This window comes from Nonomuraea sp. LP-02 (genome assembly GCF_036289125.1).
Classification (GTDB): domain Bacteria; phylum Actinomycetota; class Actinomycetes; order Streptosporangiales; family Streptosporangiaceae; genus Nonomuraea; species Nonomuraea bangladeshensis.
The window spans coordinates 741,318-756,324 of sequence record NZ_JAXCLK010000002.1; the positions used below are offsets into that span (position 1 = coordinate 741,318).

Annotated in this window: 15 protein-coding genes; 12 read left to right on the plus strand and 3 right to left on the minus strand. The window is 73.8% G+C overall.

The features are described from left to right. Positions 1 to 2: 2 nt before the first annotated feature. The 4 genes from SMD20_RS46740 to SMD20_RS46755 are packed head-to-tail and all read left to right on the plus strand — an operon-like array spanning position 3 to position 5,002. The gene (locus tag SMD20_RS46740; protein ID WP_329594162.1) at positions 3 to 806 is read left to right on the plus strand and encodes an ABC transporter permease; all 804 of its coding nucleotides are present in this window, start codon (positions 3 to 5) and stop codon (positions 804 to 806) included. Then, a complete protein-coding gene (locus SMD20_RS46745) occupies positions 803 to 2,461 on the plus strand; it encodes an ABC transporter ATP-binding protein (protein WP_329594164.1) in 1,659 nt (552 codons plus the stop codon). The genes SMD20_RS46740 and SMD20_RS46745 overlap by 4 nt, the downstream gene beginning before the upstream one ends. Before the next feature lies 1 nt (position 2,462). After that, positions 2,463 to 3,641 carry an SfnB family sulfur acquisition oxidoreductase gene (locus tag SMD20_RS46750; RefSeq protein WP_329594165.1) on the plus strand — a complete coding sequence of 393 codons (1,179 nt, stop codon included), beginning with the start codon at positions 2,463 to 2,465 and terminating at the stop codon, positions 3,639 to 3,641. After that, the gene (locus tag SMD20_RS46755; protein WP_329594167.1) at positions 3,638 to 5,002 is read left to right on the plus strand and encodes an LLM class flavin-dependent oxidoreductase; all 1,365 of its coding nucleotides are present in this window, start codon (positions 3,638 to 3,640) and stop codon (positions 5,000 to 5,002) included. Before SMD20_RS46750 ends, SMD20_RS46755 begins: the two co-directional genes overlap by 4 nt. Before the next feature lie 16 nt (positions 5,003 to 5,018). Here SMD20_RS46755 and SMD20_RS46760 read toward each other — a convergent pair whose 3' ends face one another. After that, complete coding sequence (locus SMD20_RS46760; RefSeq protein WP_329594169.1) at positions 5,019 to 6,035, minus strand: LLM class flavin-dependent oxidoreductase; 1,017 nt, start codon at positions 6,033 to 6,035, stop codon at positions 5,019 to 5,021. Between the two features lie 142 nt (positions 6,036 to 6,177). Here SMD20_RS46760 and SMD20_RS46765 point away from each other — a divergent pair, with 142 nt between their 5' ends. From SMD20_RS46765 to SMD20_RS46780, 4 genes are read left to right on the plus strand one after another with little or no spacing between them, the layout of a single operon-like run. Then, on the plus strand, positions 6,178 to 6,921 hold the full coding sequence (locus tag SMD20_RS46765) for a GNAT family N-acetyltransferase (RefSeq protein WP_329594171.1): 744 nt from the start codon (positions 6,178 to 6,180) through the stop codon (positions 6,919 to 6,921). After that, positions 6,918 to 7,784 (plus strand): amino acid ABC transporter permease, encoded by an 867-nt coding sequence (locus SMD20_RS46770; RefSeq protein ID WP_329594173.1) that lies wholly within the window; start codon positions 6,918 to 6,920, stop codon positions 7,782 to 7,784. The genes SMD20_RS46765 and SMD20_RS46770 overlap by 4 nt, the downstream gene beginning before the upstream one ends. Beyond that, positions 7,781 to 8,542: an amino acid ABC transporter ATP-binding protein gene (locus tag SMD20_RS46775; RefSeq protein WP_329594175.1), complete on the plus strand. Its 762-nt coding sequence runs from the start codon at positions 7,781 to 7,783 to the stop codon at positions 8,540 to 8,542. Before SMD20_RS46770 ends, SMD20_RS46775 begins: the two co-directional genes overlap by 4 nt. A gap of 19 nt (positions 8,543 to 8,561) precedes the next feature. Beyond that, positions 8,562 to 9,530 (plus strand): ABC transporter substrate-binding protein, encoded by a 969-nt coding sequence (locus tag SMD20_RS46780; protein WP_329594177.1) that lies wholly within the window; start codon positions 8,562 to 8,564, stop codon positions 9,528 to 9,530. Here the strand turns inward: SMD20_RS46780 and cobF are convergent. Continuing rightward, on the minus strand, positions 9,493 to 10,287 hold the full coding sequence (gene cobF, locus SMD20_RS46785; protein WP_329594179.1) for a precorrin-6A synthase (deacetylating): 795 nt from the start codon (positions 10,285 to 10,287) through the stop codon (positions 9,493 to 9,495). The genes SMD20_RS46780 and cobF overlap by 38 nt on opposite strands. A 63-nt stretch (positions 10,288 to 10,350) precedes the next feature. Here cobF and SMD20_RS46790 point away from each other — a divergent pair, with 63 nt between their 5' ends. The 4 genes from SMD20_RS46790 to SMD20_RS46805 are packed head-to-tail and all read left to right on the plus strand — an operon-like array spanning position 10,351 to position 13,506. Then, positions 10,351 to 10,740: a pyridoxamine 5'-phosphate oxidase family protein gene (locus SMD20_RS46790; RefSeq protein WP_329594181.1), complete on the plus strand. Its 390-nt coding sequence runs from the start codon at positions 10,351 to 10,353 to the stop codon at positions 10,738 to 10,740. Beyond that, positions 10,737 to 11,945: a precorrin-6y C5,15-methyltransferase (decarboxylating) subunit CbiE gene (cbiE, locus tag SMD20_RS46795; RefSeq protein WP_329594183.1), complete on the plus strand. Its 1,209-nt coding sequence runs from the start codon at positions 10,737 to 10,739 to the stop codon at positions 11,943 to 11,945. The genes SMD20_RS46790 and cbiE overlap by 4 nt, the downstream gene beginning before the upstream one ends. Then, positions 11,942 to 12,757 (plus strand): precorrin-4 C(11)-methyltransferase, encoded by an 816-nt coding sequence (cobM, locus tag SMD20_RS46800; RefSeq protein WP_329594185.1) that lies wholly within the window; start codon positions 11,942 to 11,944, stop codon positions 12,755 to 12,757. Before cbiE ends, cobM begins: the two co-directional genes overlap by 4 nt. Further along, complete coding sequence (locus SMD20_RS46805) at positions 12,742 to 13,506, plus strand: cobalt-precorrin-6A reductase (RefSeq protein WP_329594186.1); 765 nt, start codon at positions 12,742 to 12,744, stop codon at positions 13,504 to 13,506. Before cobM ends, SMD20_RS46805 begins: the two co-directional genes overlap by 16 nt. Here SMD20_RS46805 and cobJ read toward each other — a convergent pair. Further along, positions 13,497 to 14,978, minus strand: coding sequence for a precorrin-3B C(17)-methyltransferase (gene cobJ / locus SMD20_RS46810; protein WP_329594188.1), 1,482 nt, complete (start codon positions 14,976 to 14,978; stop codon positions 13,497 to 13,499). The two genes, SMD20_RS46805 and cobJ, sit on opposite strands and share 10 nt — an antisense overlap. Positions 14,979 to 15,007: the final 29 nt, after the last annotated feature.

The following is a 15,007-nucleotide window of genomic DNA, read 5'->3' on the forward strand; positions in this document are numbered from 1 at the left end:
GCGTGAACCGGATCGGCGTGTGGCTCGCCGCGGCCGTCCTGGGCGTGCTGGTCCTGGCCGCGCTGGCGCCGGGCCTGTTCACCGGCCAGGACCCGCTCGCCGTGGACAGCGCCGCCACCCTGCGGGCCCCCAGCGCCGCGCACCTGCTCGGCACCGACGAGAACGGCCGCGACGTGCTGGCCCGCATCGTGCACGGCACGCGCGCCTCGCTGCTGCTCGGCTTCGGCGCGATCGCCGTCGCCCTGGTCGTCGGCGGGCTGCTCGGCCTGGCCGCCGGGCTCGGCAACCGGCTCGTCGAGAACGTCATCATGCGCCTGTCCGACGTCGGCATGGCCTTCCCCGAGCTGCTGCTGGCCCTCGTCGTCATCACCGTGGCGGGCGGCGGCACCGCCAACGCCATCCTCGCCATCGGCGTGGCCAACATCCCCTCCTACGCCCGCCTCGTCCGCGCCCAGACGCTGGCGATCCGCAGGGCGAGCTATGTCGAGGCGGCGTACGCGCTGGGCCTGCCGGGGCGGCGCGTGATCCTGCGGCACGTGCTGCCGAACGCCGTCAAACCGGTGCTCATCCTGGCCACCATCGGCGTCGGCACCGCCCTGGTGGCCGGCTCGGCGCTGAGCTTCCTCGGGCTCGGCACGCCGCCGCCGGAGCCCGAATGGGGATCCATGCTGTCCACCGCCCGCAACTTCATCTCGCGGGCCTGGTGGTACGGCCTCTTCCCCGGCCTGGCGATCACGCTGACGGTGATCAGCGTGACCGTGGTCGGCCGGGCGCTCAGATTGCGATCGGAAGGGAGGACCGGATGAGCCTGGTCAAGGTGGACGACCTGCGCGTCGCCTTCGGCGCGACGTCCGTCGTGCACGGGGTGTCGTTCGAGGTCGGGGCAGGGGAGTGCCTGGCCCTGGTAGGGGAGTCCGGCTCCGGCAAGAGCGTCACCGCCCGGACCCTGGTCGGCCTCACCGGCGGCGGCGCCCGCGTCACCGCCGGCGAGCTGACCTTCGACGGGCAGGACCTGACCCGCCTGCGCGAGCGCGGCTGGCGGCGCCTGCGCGGCGGCCGCATCGGTTTCGTGCTCCAGGACGCCCTGGTCTCGCTGGACCCGCTGCGCAAGGTCGGCAAGGAGATCGAGGAGGTCCTGGCCGCCCACACCGACCTGCCGGGCGCGGCCAGGAGGGCCAGGGTGCTGGAGCTGCTCGCCTCCGTGGGGGTGCCCGAGCCCGAGCTGCGGGCCGGCCAGCTCCCGCACGAGCTGTCCGGCGGCCTGCGCCAGCGGGCGCTGATCGCCGCCGCGCTGGCCGCCGACCCCGAGCTGATCATCGCGGACGAGCCCACCACGGCCCTGGACGTCACGATCCAGGCGCAGGTGCTGGACCTGCTGGCCCGGATCAAGGCGGAGGGCAGGTCGCTGCTGGTGATCAGCCACGACCTGGCCGTGGTGGCCCGGCTGGCCGACCGGGTGGCCGTCATGAAGGACGGAGTGATCGTCGAGCAGGGGCCGACCGCCCAGGTGCTGGGCGAGCCCGCCCACGACTACACCAGGCGGCTCCTGCGCGCGATCCCGGCCGAGCACACCAAGGGCACCCGCCTGTCGGACACCACCCCGCTGACCCGCACCACCCCGGACGGGGGCGCGGGCGTCACCGCCCCGGACAGGGGCCCCGGCGTCACCGCCCCGGACGGGGGCGCCGACGTCGCCGTGCCGCGGCGGGCCGCGGGCGAGGTCGTGCTGCGGGCCCGTGGCGTCGGCAAATCCTTCGGCGGCCGGGCCGCCGTGCGGGAGGTGTCCTTCGCGCTGCGCGCCGCCGAGACGCTCGGCATCGTCGGCGAGTCCGGCTCGGGCAAGACCACCACGGCCAGGATCGCGCTCGGGCTCACCGCGCCCGACACCGGCGCCGTCGAGATCCACGGCCGGCCGTGGACGCGCGGCGACCGCGCGCAGCGCCGCGACGTCCAGGTCGTCTACCAGGACACCCTGGCCTCCTTCGACCCGCGTTACACCGTGGCGAAGGTGCTCGCCGAGGCCCTGGCCGTGGCGGGCGTGCCGCGCGAGCACCGCCGCGCCCGCTCCGTCGAGCTGCTGGAGCTGGTCGGACTCGGCGCCGAGCATCTGAGGCGCCGGCCGCTGAAGCTGTCCGGCGGGCAGCGGCAGCGGGTGGCCATCGCGCGGGCCCTGGCTCCGTCGCCGTCGGTGATCGTGTGCGACGAGCCGGTCTCCGCGCTCGACGTGTCGGTGCAGGCGCAGGTCCTCGACCTGCTGGAGGACGTGCAACGGGAGACGGGCGTGGCCTATTTGTTCATCTCCCACGACCTGGGCGTGGTCCACCATCTGTGCGACCGGGTGCTGGTCATGAAGGACGGAAGCGTGGTGGAGGAGGGGCCGGTCGGGACGGTCTTCAGCGAGCCCGCGCACCCGTACACGAAGGAACTGGTGGCGGCGATCCCGAGACTGGCGGCAGCGTGACATGGCACATGTGATCAAGACCGACGAAGAGGCGATCGCGGTCGCCCGCGAGCTGGCCGCGGGCTTCGCGGCAGGGGCCGCGCGGCGTGACGCCGAGCGGGTCCTGCCCGCGTCCGAGATCGAGGCGCTGTCGGACAGCGGCCTGCTCGGCATCACCGTCCCCGCCGAGCACGGCGGGGCCGGCGTGCGCACTTCCACGCTCGGCGCCGTCATCAGGGAGCTGTCGGCCGCCGACGCCAGCATCGGGCAGATCCCGCAGAACCACTTCTGGTATCTCGACTCGCTGCGCGAGCACGGCACTCCCGCCCAGCAGGCGTTCTTCTACGCCGAGGTCCTCGCAGGGGGCCGCCTCGGCAACGCCGCGGTGGACGCCCGCGGCCCCGGCGGCGAACGCGAGCGCGCCGTCCTGCGCCCGCACGACGGCGGCTACCTCATCTCCGGCCGCAAGATCTACTCGACCGGCGCGTTGTTCGCCCACTGGATCCCCGTGACCGCGCTCGACGAGGACTCGCACAGCGTCGCCTTCGTGCCGCGCGACGCGCCCGGCCTCAGCGTCGTGGACGACTGGGACGGCTTCGGCCAGCGGACCACGGCCAGCGGCACCGTCGTGCTCCATGACGTGTTCGTGCCCGCCGACCGCGTCATGCCGGTGCGGCGCGATGACGTCAGCACCTTCCGCAGCTTCGGCCTGCTCATCCACGCGGCCATCGACACCGGCATCGCGGAGGGGGCGCTCGCCGACGCCGCCGCCTTCCTGCGCGGCTACACCAAGGGCGGCTGGCCGGGCTCCCAGGCGGAGAAGGTCGTCGAGGACCCGGTCGTCGTGCAGCTCTTCGGCGAGCTGGCCGTGCTGACCAGGGCCGCCCGCGCGCTGCTGGAGAGCGCCGGCGACGCCGTGGACCGGGCCAGATCGGCCGCGCCCGAGGAGTTCCCCGCCCTCGCGGCGGAGGCGGCCGTCGCCATGTCCGCCGCCCGCGCGCAGGCCGACCGCGCCGCCAACCGGGTGAGCGCCGAATGGTTCGAGCTGGCCGGGGCCAGCGCCGCCCGCGCCCCGCTCGGCCTGGACCGGCACTGGCGCAACGCCCGCACCCACACCGTCCACGACCCGCGGCGCGCCAAGGTGCACGACGTGGGCAACTACCACCTCAACGGCATCGCCCCCAGGAGCTTTCCTCGATGAGCGGCATCATCCACTTCAACCTGTTCGAGATGAACTGCGTCGGCCACATCCAGCACGGTCTGTGGACCCACCCGGCCAACAACCGCCACCGCTACACCGACCTGGAGTACTGGACGGACCTGGCCAGGCTGCTGGAACGCGGCCTGTTCGACGCCGTCTTCCTGGCCGACGTCGTCGGGGCCTACGACCGCTACCGCGGCGGGCCCGAGACCGCCATCCGTGAGGCCGTGCAGATCCCCGCCAACGACCCGCTGCTCGTGGTGCCCGCCATGGCCGCCGTGACCGAGCATCTGGGGTTCGCGGTGACGTTCTCCACCACGTACGAGCCGCCGTTCGCGCACGCCCGCCGCATGTCCACCCTCGACCACCTCACCAAGGGCCGCGTCGCCTGGAACGTCGTCACCTCCTACCTGCGCAGCGCCGCCCGCAACTTCGGCCTCGACGACGAGATCGAGCACGACCTGCGCTACGAGATCGCCGAGGAGTACCTGGAGGTGCTCTACAAGCTGTGGGAGGGCAGCTGGGAGGACGGCGCCGTGGTCCGCGACCGGGAGCGGCACGTCTACACCGACCCGGACAAGGTGCACGCCATCGACCACGTCGGCAAACACTTCCGGGTGGCCGGGCCGCACCTGTCGGAGCCGTCGCCGCAGCGCACCCCCGTCCTGTACCAGGCGGGCAACTCCGACCGGGGCAAGGAGTTCGCGGCCCGGCACGCCGAGGCCGTCTTCACCGGCGCCGCGTCCCTGGAGGCGCTGCGTGACGACATCGCCGACACCCGCCGCCGCGCCGCCGCCTACGGCCGCGACCCCGCCCACATCACCTTCTTCCCCAGCGCCTCGGTGATCGTGGCGCGTACGCAGCACGAGGTGGACGCCAAGATCGCCGACCTGCAGCGGCACATCCGCCCCGAAGGCTTCCTGGCGCAGCGCGGCAGCGGCATCGACCTGGCCGCCTACGGCCCGGACGAGCTGATCGACGACATCGTGGCGCGCGGCGGCGACTTCACCGAGCGGGCCGTGCGCCCGCTGGTGGGTCGCGGCCTGCGGGTGCGCGACGTGCTGGAGTCCGTGGGCCGCATCGGGCAGGGCCCGTTCTTCGTGGCCGGCACGCCGGACCGGGTCGCGGACGAGATCGAGCGCTGGGCGGACGAGACGGGGGCGACCGGGTTCAACCTCATGCAGTACCTGTCGCCGGGCACGGCCGAGGACTTCATCGAGCTGGTCGTGCCCGAGCTGCAGCGCCGTGGCCGCTACCGCACCTCCTACGAGGACTCGACGCTGCGCGAACGCCTGCTCGGCCCGGGTGTCCACCGGCTGCCCGGCAGCCATCCCGGCGCGGCCTACCGGGTCCATGGGTGATGGCGGGCCGAGGCGGTCAGGCGGGGTGCCAGCCGAGCCGGGGCCCCAGCCTGGTGGCGATGTCGGTGAGGATCTGCACGTAGTCCTCGTGGTCGAAGGTGAACGGCAACGCGAACGCCACCTCGTCGATCTCCCGGAAGGCGGCGTGCGCGTACAGTTGCTCGGCGATCTCGGCGGAGCTGCCGACGAGGTCGGGCGCGAACATCATGCGGGCCGGGCCTTGCGGCGCGGTCGTGCGGGGCAGACGCTTGCCGGCGTACTCCTTGTACTTGGCCCGCTGCTCCGGTGTGGCCGAGTCCGTCGGGATGACGACCAGCCCCTGCGAGACGCGGGCCTGCTCGCCGTCCGGATGACGGGCACGGAACTCCCGTACGTGCGAGAGCTGGATCCGCTCGAAGTCCTCCGACTCCTCCGCCTTCACCACGCTGCTGGTCAGGAAGTTCATGCCGTGCTCGCCCGCCCATCGGGCCGAGCGCAGGCTGGCGCCGCCGTACCACATGCGGGCGCCGAGGCCGGGCGAATGGGGCTGCACCCGGTCGGAGAAGACCTCGAAGCCCTCCGCCCCGCTGAAGGCGGTGGCCGGCTCGCCGCGTACGAAGGACAGCAGCCGCCGCACCCGTTCGTGGCTGAAGTCCTGAAGGTCGGCGGTGCCGGGGTGGAGCGCGTCCTTGATCTGGTCGTAGTGGAGCGGCGGGCCGACGCTGACGCCCGGATTGAGCCGGCCGCCGGACAGGATGTCCACGGTGGCCAGGTCCTCGGCCAGCCGCAGCGGGTTCTCCCAGCCGAGGGGGATGACCGCCGTGCCCAGCTCGATGCGGGTGGTGCGCTGGGACGCCGCTGCCAGGACCGCGATCGGGGAGGAGATGCCGTACTGCAGGTGGCGGTGCCGCACCCACGCACTGTCGAAGCCGAGCCGCTCACCCAGCTCGATGATCCGCAACGTCGACTCGTGTCCCGGGCGCGGATCGTCTCCGTCGAACAGCCCGATGGTCAGGAAACCCAGCTTGCGCAGAGGTCGCGTGGGCAGCGGCATGACCCTTCCTCACTCCTCAAAATTACCTATCAAGATAGTAGGTTAAAGAAAAACCAACTAAACAAGTAGGACTTGACTGTTTTAGGGCTTTGTGTTGAGCTGGGGCGGCTGACGGACGTGAGAAAGGCCCCGGCTCGTGCATGTGGAGTCCCGTCCCTTATCGATCCCGCCCCTGCCGGTCGCCGATTTCGACCCGCTGGACGACCCGGTGCGGGCCTCGCTGCTCGGGGCGCACGCGCACCTCGCGGAACGGCGCGGCCGGGTGCTGCGCTACCCCCTCGACGTCTCCCCCTTCCTGTCGATGCCGCACGACCCGGGCCCCGCCGACTGGGACGACGCGGCGGCGCTGGTCGGCGAAGGCGGCGACGTGCCGCTGACCGGCCCGGCAGCGGTGCCCCCGGCAGGCTGGGAAGAGGCGGCGAACATACCCGGCGTCCAGCTCACCGGCGAGCGCGTCGCCGGCGCCCACGACGCCGGAGCGGTACGGCTGGGGCCGGCGGACGTGCCGGAGATGCTGGACCTCGTCGCCCGGACCAAGCCGGGCCCGTTCCTGCCGCGGACCGTCGAGCTCGGCGGCTACCTCGGCATCCGGCTCGGCGGCGCGCTGGTGGCGATGGCCGGGCAGCGGCTGCGTCCGCCGGGCTGGACCGAGATCAGCGCCGTCTGCACCGACCCCGCCCACCGGGGCCGGGGGCTGGCGACCCGGCTGGTGCTGGCGGTCGCCGCGGGCATCCGGGAGCGTGGCGAGACGCCGTTCCTGCACGCGTCCGCCGCCAACACCCACGCGATCGGCCTGTACGAACGGCTCGGCTTCCGCCTGCGCCGCACCACCGAGTTCCGCACGGTACGGGTGCCGGCGCGCGAGCGCATCGAGGGCGGCCCATGACGCTGCCCGAGGTCCAGACCCCCGCCCAGCAGGAGGCGGAACGGCCCCTGGAGGTGGTGACCGCCCGCCGTCCGCTGCGGTGGCTGGCCGCGGCCGCCGTGCTCGTGGTGCTGGCGATGGCCGCCAGCGCCCTGATCACCAACCCCGCCTGGGAGTGGGAGGTGGTCGGGCAGTACCTGTTCGCGCCGTCGGTGGTGCGCTCGGTGCTGCTCACGCTGGAGCTGACCGCGCTCGGCATCGGGCTCGGCTTCGCCCTCGGCACCGTGCTGGCGCTGATGCGCCTGTCGCCCAACCGGCTGCTGTCGTCGGTGGCCTTCGGCTACGTGTGGCTGTTCCGGTCGGTGCCGCTCATCCTGCAACTGCTGTTCTGGTACAACCTGGCGCTGCTCTACCCGCGGCTGTCGGTCGGGGTGCCGTTCGGCCCGGCGTTCTTCGACTTCGGCACGATGGACCTGATCGGGCCGCTGACGGCGGCGGTGCTCGGGCTGGCCCTGCACCAGGCCGCCTACGCCGCCGAGATCGTCCGCGGCGGGCTGCTGTCGGTGGACCACGGGCAGCGGGAGGCGGCCGCCGCCCTCGGGCTGCCCCCGGCGCGGCGGTTGTTCCGGATCATCCTGCCGCAGGCCATGCGGACCATCGTCCCCAACGCGGGCAACGAGATCATCGGCCTGGTCAAGGGCACCTCGGTCGTCTACATCATGGCGCTGCCCGAGCTGTTCTACCAGGTCCAGGTGATCTACAACCGCAACGGCCGGGTGATGGCGCTGCTGCTGGTCGCGGCCATCTGGTACCTGATCCTGACCACCGCCCTGTCGATCGTCCAGCACTACGTGGAACGGCACTACGGCAAGGGGCGCGCATGAACGCGATGGTCGAGCTGCGCGGCGTCCACAAGAGCTTCGGCCCGCTGCACGTGCTGCGCGGCGTGGACCTCGACGTGGCCCACGGCCAGGTGCTGGTCGTCCTGGGCCCGTCCGGGTCCGGCAAGTCCACCCTGCTGCGCACGATCAACCACCTGGAGAAGGTCGATCGCGGCTCGGTCCGCGTGGACGGGCGGCTGCTCGGCTACCGGCAGGCCGGCGACCGCCTGCACGAGCTGCCCGAACGCGAGGTGCTGCGCCAGCGCACCCAGATCGGCTTCGTCTTCCAGTCCTTCAACCTGTTCCCGCACCTCACGGTCCGGCAGAACGTCACCGAGGCGCCGCTGTCGGCCCAGCGCAGGCCGCGCGCCGAGGTCGAGCCGCTGGCCGAGCGGCTGCTGGCCCGCGTCGGCCTGGCCGGCAAGGCCGACGCCTATCCGCACACCCTGTCGGGCGGGCAGCAGCAGCGGGTCGCCATCGCCCGCGCCCTCGCCCTTGAGCCCAAACTGCTGCTGTTCGACGAGCCGACCTCCGCGCTCGACCCCGAGCTGGTGGGCGAGGTGCTCGACGTCATCAGGGACCTCGCCCGCGCCGGCACCACCATGATCGTGGTCACCCACGAGATCGGGTTCGCCCGCGAGGCGGCCGACGCGGTGGCGTTCATGGACGCCGGCCGCGTCGTCGAGCTCGGCCCGCCCGCCCAGGTCCTCGACGCCCCCGTGCACGAGCGCACCCGCGCCTTCCTCGCCAAGGTCCTCTGACACCCCAAGGACGACAGACATGCGCGCATCGCCCCTGCCCCTCCTCCTCGCCGCCTCCGTCCTCGCCGCCTGCGGCGCCGAACCGGCACTCGACGCCCCGGCCGCCTCCGCCCCCGTGGTCTCCGGCAAGAAGATCAACCTGAGCCCGGAGCAGAACCGGGTGCGGACCGGGAAGGTCGCGGCCATCGCCGCCAAGGTGCCCAAGGAGATCGCCGCCGACGGCAAGCTCACCGTCGGCTTCAGCGCCAGCGGCTCGCCCCCGCTGGTGTCCCCGGCCACCGACGACACCACCCTCATCGGCGTCGAGACCGACCTCGCCCAGCTCGTCGCCGACGTGCTGGGCCTGGAGTTCACCCCGCAGTCCAGCTCCTGGGAGAACCTGTTCCTGGCCGCCAAGTCCAGCAAGTACGAGGCCGTCTTCAGCAACGTCACCGTCACCGAGGAACGCAAGGACACCTACGACTTCGCCACCTACCGCATCGACCAGCTCGCCTGGCAGGTGCCCGACAACAGCCCCATCAAGGCGATCAAGGGGCCCGCCGACATCGCCGGGCTGCGCGTGTCGGTCGGCTCCGGCACCAACCAGGAGAAGATCCTGCTCGACTGGGACAAGCAGAACCGCGCCGCCGGCCGCGAGCCGGTCGAGATCCTCTACTACGAGAAGTACGGCGACGTGCTGCTCGCCCTGAAGTCGGGCCGCGTGCAGGCGTACTTCGGCCCCAACCCGAACATCGCCTACAACATCGCCGTCAGCGGCGGCTCCCGCATCGTGGGCACGTTCTCGGGGGCGGGGCCGGACCTGCAGGGACTCATCGCGGCCATGACCAAGAAGGGCAACGGCCTGGTGCAGCCCCTGAACGAGGCCCTGAACACCGTCATCGGGAACGGCACGTACCAGCAGGTGCTGGAACGGTGGGGGCTGGCCAACGAGGCCATCCCGGAGTCGCAGATCAACCCGCCCGGCCTGCCCCGCCAGCCGGCCTCGTGAACGGTCCGCCTGACGGCATGCGGCGCAGCAGGTAGGTGTCCATGATCCAGCCCTTGCGGGCGCGGGCCTCGGCGCGCAGCTCGCGGATGCGGTCGCCGACCTCGGACACCGGCCCCGACACCAGGATCTCGTCCGGCGTGCCGAGGTAGGCGCCCCAGTAGATGTGGAAGTCGTCGAGCCCCGCGAACGAGCAGTGGGCGTCGAGCATGACCACCATGTCGTCGGCCGTGGGCCCGTGCTCGGCCAGGCGGCGGCCCGTGGTGAGGTGGGTGGGCCGGCCGACCTGGGTGAGGCCGACGCGGTGGCGGGCGGTGAGCGCGGCCACGCTGCTGATGCCGGGGACGACCTCGACGTCGAAGGCGACGTTCCCGCGCTGGAGGATCTCGTCGAGGATGGCGAGCGTGCTGTCGTAGACGGCCGGGTCGCCCCATACCAGGAAAGCGCCGGTCTCGCCGTCGGCCAGCTCGTCGCGGATGAGCGCCTCGCAGGCGAGCGCGCGGCGCGAGCGCCAGTCCTCGACGGCGGCGGTGTAGGCGGGGGAGTCGCGGTCGCGCTCCGGGTCGCGGGCCTCGGCGATCCGGTACGGCTCCCGCCCGTGCTCGGCGATGAGGTCGAGGCGGAGCTGGACCAGCTCGTGCTTGACCTCGCCCTTGTCGACGACGAAGAACACGTCCGTGGCGGCGATGGCCTTGACCGCCTGGAGGGTGAGATGGCCGGGGTCGCCCGCGCCGATCCCGATGACGAGGAGCCGCTTCATCCGCCAAAGTCTGCCAGATGGGCAGATATACGATATCCAGCGCACATCGCGTAGAGGAGAATCGTGAATCTGGCTGAGCAGGGCGACGCCTTCGCCGCCTTCTGGCAGGAGCGGCACCTGTGCACGCTCGCCACCGCCCGCCCCGACGGCCGTCCGCCGCACGTCGTGCCGGTGGGCGCGACGCTGGACCTGACCGCCGGCCTCGCCAGGGTGATCACCTCGGGCACCTCGTACAAGGCCAGGCTCATCGGCCCGGCGGGCGCGCCGGTCGCGCTCTGCCAGGTGGACGGCCGCCGCTGGTCGACGCTGGAGGGGCTGGCCGTGGTGCGGACCGAGCCTGAGCAGGTGGCCGAGGCGGAGCGCCGCTACGCCGCCCGGTACAAGCCGCCCCGGGTCAACCCGTCGCGGGTGGTCGTGGAGATCCAGGTGACGCGCGTGCTGGGCAACGTGTGATCACGGTCGTCGGGATCGGCGCCGACGGCTGGGACGGGCTGGCTCCGGCCTCGCGGCGGGCGGTGGAGGCGGCCGGCGTGCTCATGGGCGGCCCGCGGCAGCTCGGCCTCGTCCCCGGCTCGGCCGCCGAACGGGTGGCCTGGCCGTCCCCGCTGCTGCCCGCGCTGCCCGCGCTCCTCGACCGGTACGCCGGCCGCGAGGTGTGCGTGCTGGCCAGCGGCGACCCCATGTTCCACGGCATCGGCTCGACGCTGGTGCGGCTGCTCGGCGCGGAGCGCGTACGGGTGCTGCCGCACGTGTCGTCGCTGTCGCTGGCCTGCGCCCGGCTCGGCTGGCCGGTCGAGCAGGTGGAGGTCGTCAGCCTGGTCGGCCGCCCGCCCGCGGCGCTCGCCGCCGCGCTCGCGCCCGGCCGCCGGGTCGTCGTGCTCGGCGCGCGGCCCGACTCCCCGTCGGTGGTCGCCGGACTGCTCGTCGGGCACGGGTACGGCCCCAGCCCGATGACGGTCCTGTCGGACCTGGGCGCGCGCCAGGAGTCGCGGCTCCGGGGAACGGCGGAGGGCTGGACGGCCGCCGAGGTGTCCCCCCTGCACGTGATCGCCGTCGAGTGCGCCCCGGCCCCGGACGCGGAGCCGCTGAGCAGGGTGCCCGGGCTGCCGGACGGCGCGTACGAGCACGACGGGCAGCTCACCAAGCGGGAGGTCCGCGCCGTCAGCCTGTCCCGCCTGGCCCCCATGCCGGGCGAGCTGCTGTGGGACGTCGGCGCGGGCGCGGGCAGCATCGCCGTCGAATGGCTGCGCAGCCACCCGGCGTGCGCGGCCGTGGCGATCGAGAGCAGGCCCGACCGGGCCGCCGCCGTACGGCGCAACGCCGAGCGGCTCGGCGTGCCGTCGCTGCGCGTCGTGGAGGGCAAGGCGCCCGGGGCGCTGGACGGGCTGCCCGCGCCGGACGCGGTGTTCGTCGGCGGCGGCGCGACGGCGCCCGGCCTGCTGGAACGGTGCTGGTCGGCGCTGCGGCCGGGCGGCCGGCTGGTCGTCAACGCCGTCACCCTGGAGTCCGAGGCCGTCCTCGCGCACTGGTACGGCAGGCTCGGCGGCGACCTGGTACGGCTCGGCGTCCAGCGCGCCTCGCCGGTGGGCGGGTTCACCGGCTGGCGGGCGGCGATGCCGGTGACCGTGTGGTCGATCACGAGGAAGGACTCACCGTGACCGTGTACTTCGTCGGAGCCGGTCCCGGCGCCGCCGACCTGATCACGCTGCGCGGCCTGCGGCGGCTGGAGTCGTCGCCGGTCTGCCTGTACGCCGGCTCGCTGGTGCCGCGGGAGCTGCTCGACGCCTGCCCGCCGGGGGCGAGGCTGGTGGACACGGCCGATCTGACGCTCGACGAGATCGTCGCCGAGCTGGCCGCCGCCCACCGCGACGGGCTCGACGTGACCCGGCTGCACTCGGGCGACCCGTCGGTCTTCAGCGCCGTGGCCGAGCAGATGCGCAGGCTGGACGCGCTCGGTGTGCCGTACGAGGTGGTGCCGGGGGTTCCGGCGTTCGCGGCGGCGGCGGCCTCGCTCGGCCGCGAGCTGACCGTGCCTGGCGTCGGGCAGACGGTCATCCTCACCCGTACCTCCGCCCGCGCCACGCCGATGCCGGACGGCGAGGACCTCGGCACGCTCGGCGCGAGCCGCGCCACGATGGTGCTCCACCTGGCCGTCCAGCGGATCGACGCGGTGGTGGCCGAGCTGCTGCCGTCCTACGGGGAGGACTGCCCGGTGGCGGTGGTGGCGCGGGCGAGCCGGGCCGACGAGGTGATCCTGCGCGGGACGCTGGCCGACATCGCCGGGCAGGTCCACGAGGCCGGGATCCGGCGGACGGCCGTGATCGTCGTCGGGCGGGTGCTGGCGGCTACGCAGTTCCCGGGCAGCCATCTCTACAGCGCGGCGAGGGACAGAGCGGCGAGGGATGGCGCGGCCGGGGACAGCGCGGTGAAGGACGGCGCGGCCGGGGACGGCGCGTGCGACGGGTCCTGATCCTGGGGGGCACCGCCGAGGCCCGCGCCCTGGCCGCCGAACTGGCCGCCGATCCCGCGCTGCGCGTCGTGTCATCGCTGGCCGGACGGGTCAGCAACCCGCGGCTGCCGGTGGGCGAGGTGCGCGAGGGCGGGTTCGGCGGCGCGGAAGGGCTGGCCGCCTGGCTGACGCGCGAGCGGGTCGACGTGCTGGTGGACGCGACCCATCCGTTCGCCGAGCGGATGACGGCCTCGGCGGCCGCGGCCTCGGCGGCGACCGGCGTGCCGCTGCTGGCGCTGCGGCGTCCGGGCTGGCAGGAAGGGCCGGGCGACGACTGGCTGCGGGTCGGCTCCCTGCGGGCGGCGGCCGACCTGCTGGTCAGCGGCGACTGGAGGGCCGGCGCCCCGGCGCCTGGTGTGGTGCGGGTGTTCCTCACCACCGGCCGCCGCAGCCTGCCGGTCTTCGCGCCGCTGCCGGGCGTGTGGCTGCTGGCCAGATCGGTGGACCCGCCCGAGCCGCCCGTCCCCGCGAACGCGTACGTCCTGCTCGACCGGGGGCCCTACACCGTGGAGGGCGAGCGCGCCCTGATCCGTGAGCACCATCTGGACGTGCTGGTGACCAAGGACAGCGGCGGCCGCATGACCACGGCCAAGCTCGTCGCTGCCCGCGAGGCAGGACTGCCGGTGATCATGGTGGACCGGCCGCCGCCGCCCGCGGGGGTCCGTACGGTGGACAGCGTGGCGGCGGCGGTGGCCTGGGTTCAGGGGTAGCGGCGCGGGGTGTAGACGACGCCCCCGTTGACGCGGGTCGTGGAGGAGCCGACGATCAGCAGGCAGCGCATGTCCACCTGGCCGGGGTCCAGCTCGCCGAGCGTGGTGACGGTGACGCTCTCCTCCGGGCCGCCGACGTCCCTGCCGATCACCACGGGGGTGTCCGGCGTCCGGTGCTCCAGCAGCAGGTCCCGGGCGGCGGCGACCTGCCACGTACGGCTGCGCGAGGCCGGGTTGTAGATCGCCAGCACCAGGTCGGCCCGCGCGGCGGCGCTCAGCCGGTCGGCCACCACCTCCCACGGCTTCAGCAGGTCGGACAGCGACAGCACGCAGTAGTCGTGGCCCAGCGGCGCGCCCGCCCTGGCCGCCACCGCCTGGGCGGCGGTCAGCCCGGGGACGACCCGTACCGGCACGCCGGGGAAGTCGGCGGCGGCTTCGAGCACGGCGCTGGCCATGGCGAACACGCCAGGATCGCCGGACGACACGACCGCCACGCGGGCCCCGTCGCGGGCCAGCTCCAGCGCGTGCCTGGCCCGCTCCGCCTCGACCCGGTTGTCCGTGCGGTGGCGGCGCTGGCGCGGGTTCGGGGCGACGCGGTCCACGTACGGGCCGTACCCGACGAGGTCGGTCGCGGCGGCCAGCGCCTCCTGCGCCTCCGGCGTCAGCCACGGCCGCCCGGCCGGGCCCAGCCCGACCACGGCCACCTCGCCCCGCCCCTCCGCCGCCGCCGCCGGACGCTCCGGGACGAAAGTGCGCTCGGCCGGGCTGGTGAGCAGGGCCAGCGAGAAGTACGGGACGCCGCTCGGGTCCACGTCCTTGAGCGGCGCGACCCGCTCGGCGCCCATGGTGGCGCGCTCGACGTACCAGGCGTCGTCGAGCCGTCCCGCCTCGGCCAGCGCGTCGCGGACCTTGCCGAAGGTGCGGCCCAGCTTGAGCACGGCGGCGGAGTCGGTGTCGCGCAGCCGCTCGGCCAGCACCGGGGCCGGCAACGTGCCCGGCAGCACGGTCAGCACCTCGTCCCGCTCCACCAGCGGACGCCCGAGCACGGCGGAGGCGGCGCTGACCGAGGTGACGCCGGGCACGACCTCGGCCGGGTAGCGGTGGGCGAGGCGTTTGTGCATGTGCATGTAGGAGCCGTAGAACAGCGGGTCGCCCTCGGCCAGCACCACCACCGTCCGGCCCGCGTCCAGATGGGCGGCCAGCCGCTCGGCGCAGTCGGCGTAGAAGTCGTCGAGCGCGCCCTGGTATCCGCCCGGGTGGTCGGTGGTCTCCGTGGTCAGCGGATAGAGCAGCAGCTCCTCGATCTGGCCCTCGCGCATGTACGGCAGCGCGATCGAACGGGCGATGCTGCGGCCGTGCCGGGCGGCGTGGTAGGCGATCACGTCGGCCTCGCCGATCAGCCGGGCCGTCTTGACCGTGACCAGCTCGGGGTCGCCGGGACCGAGGCCGACCCCGTACAGGCGTCCTGTCAACGTCGTCACCTGGCATCTACAGCGTGGAG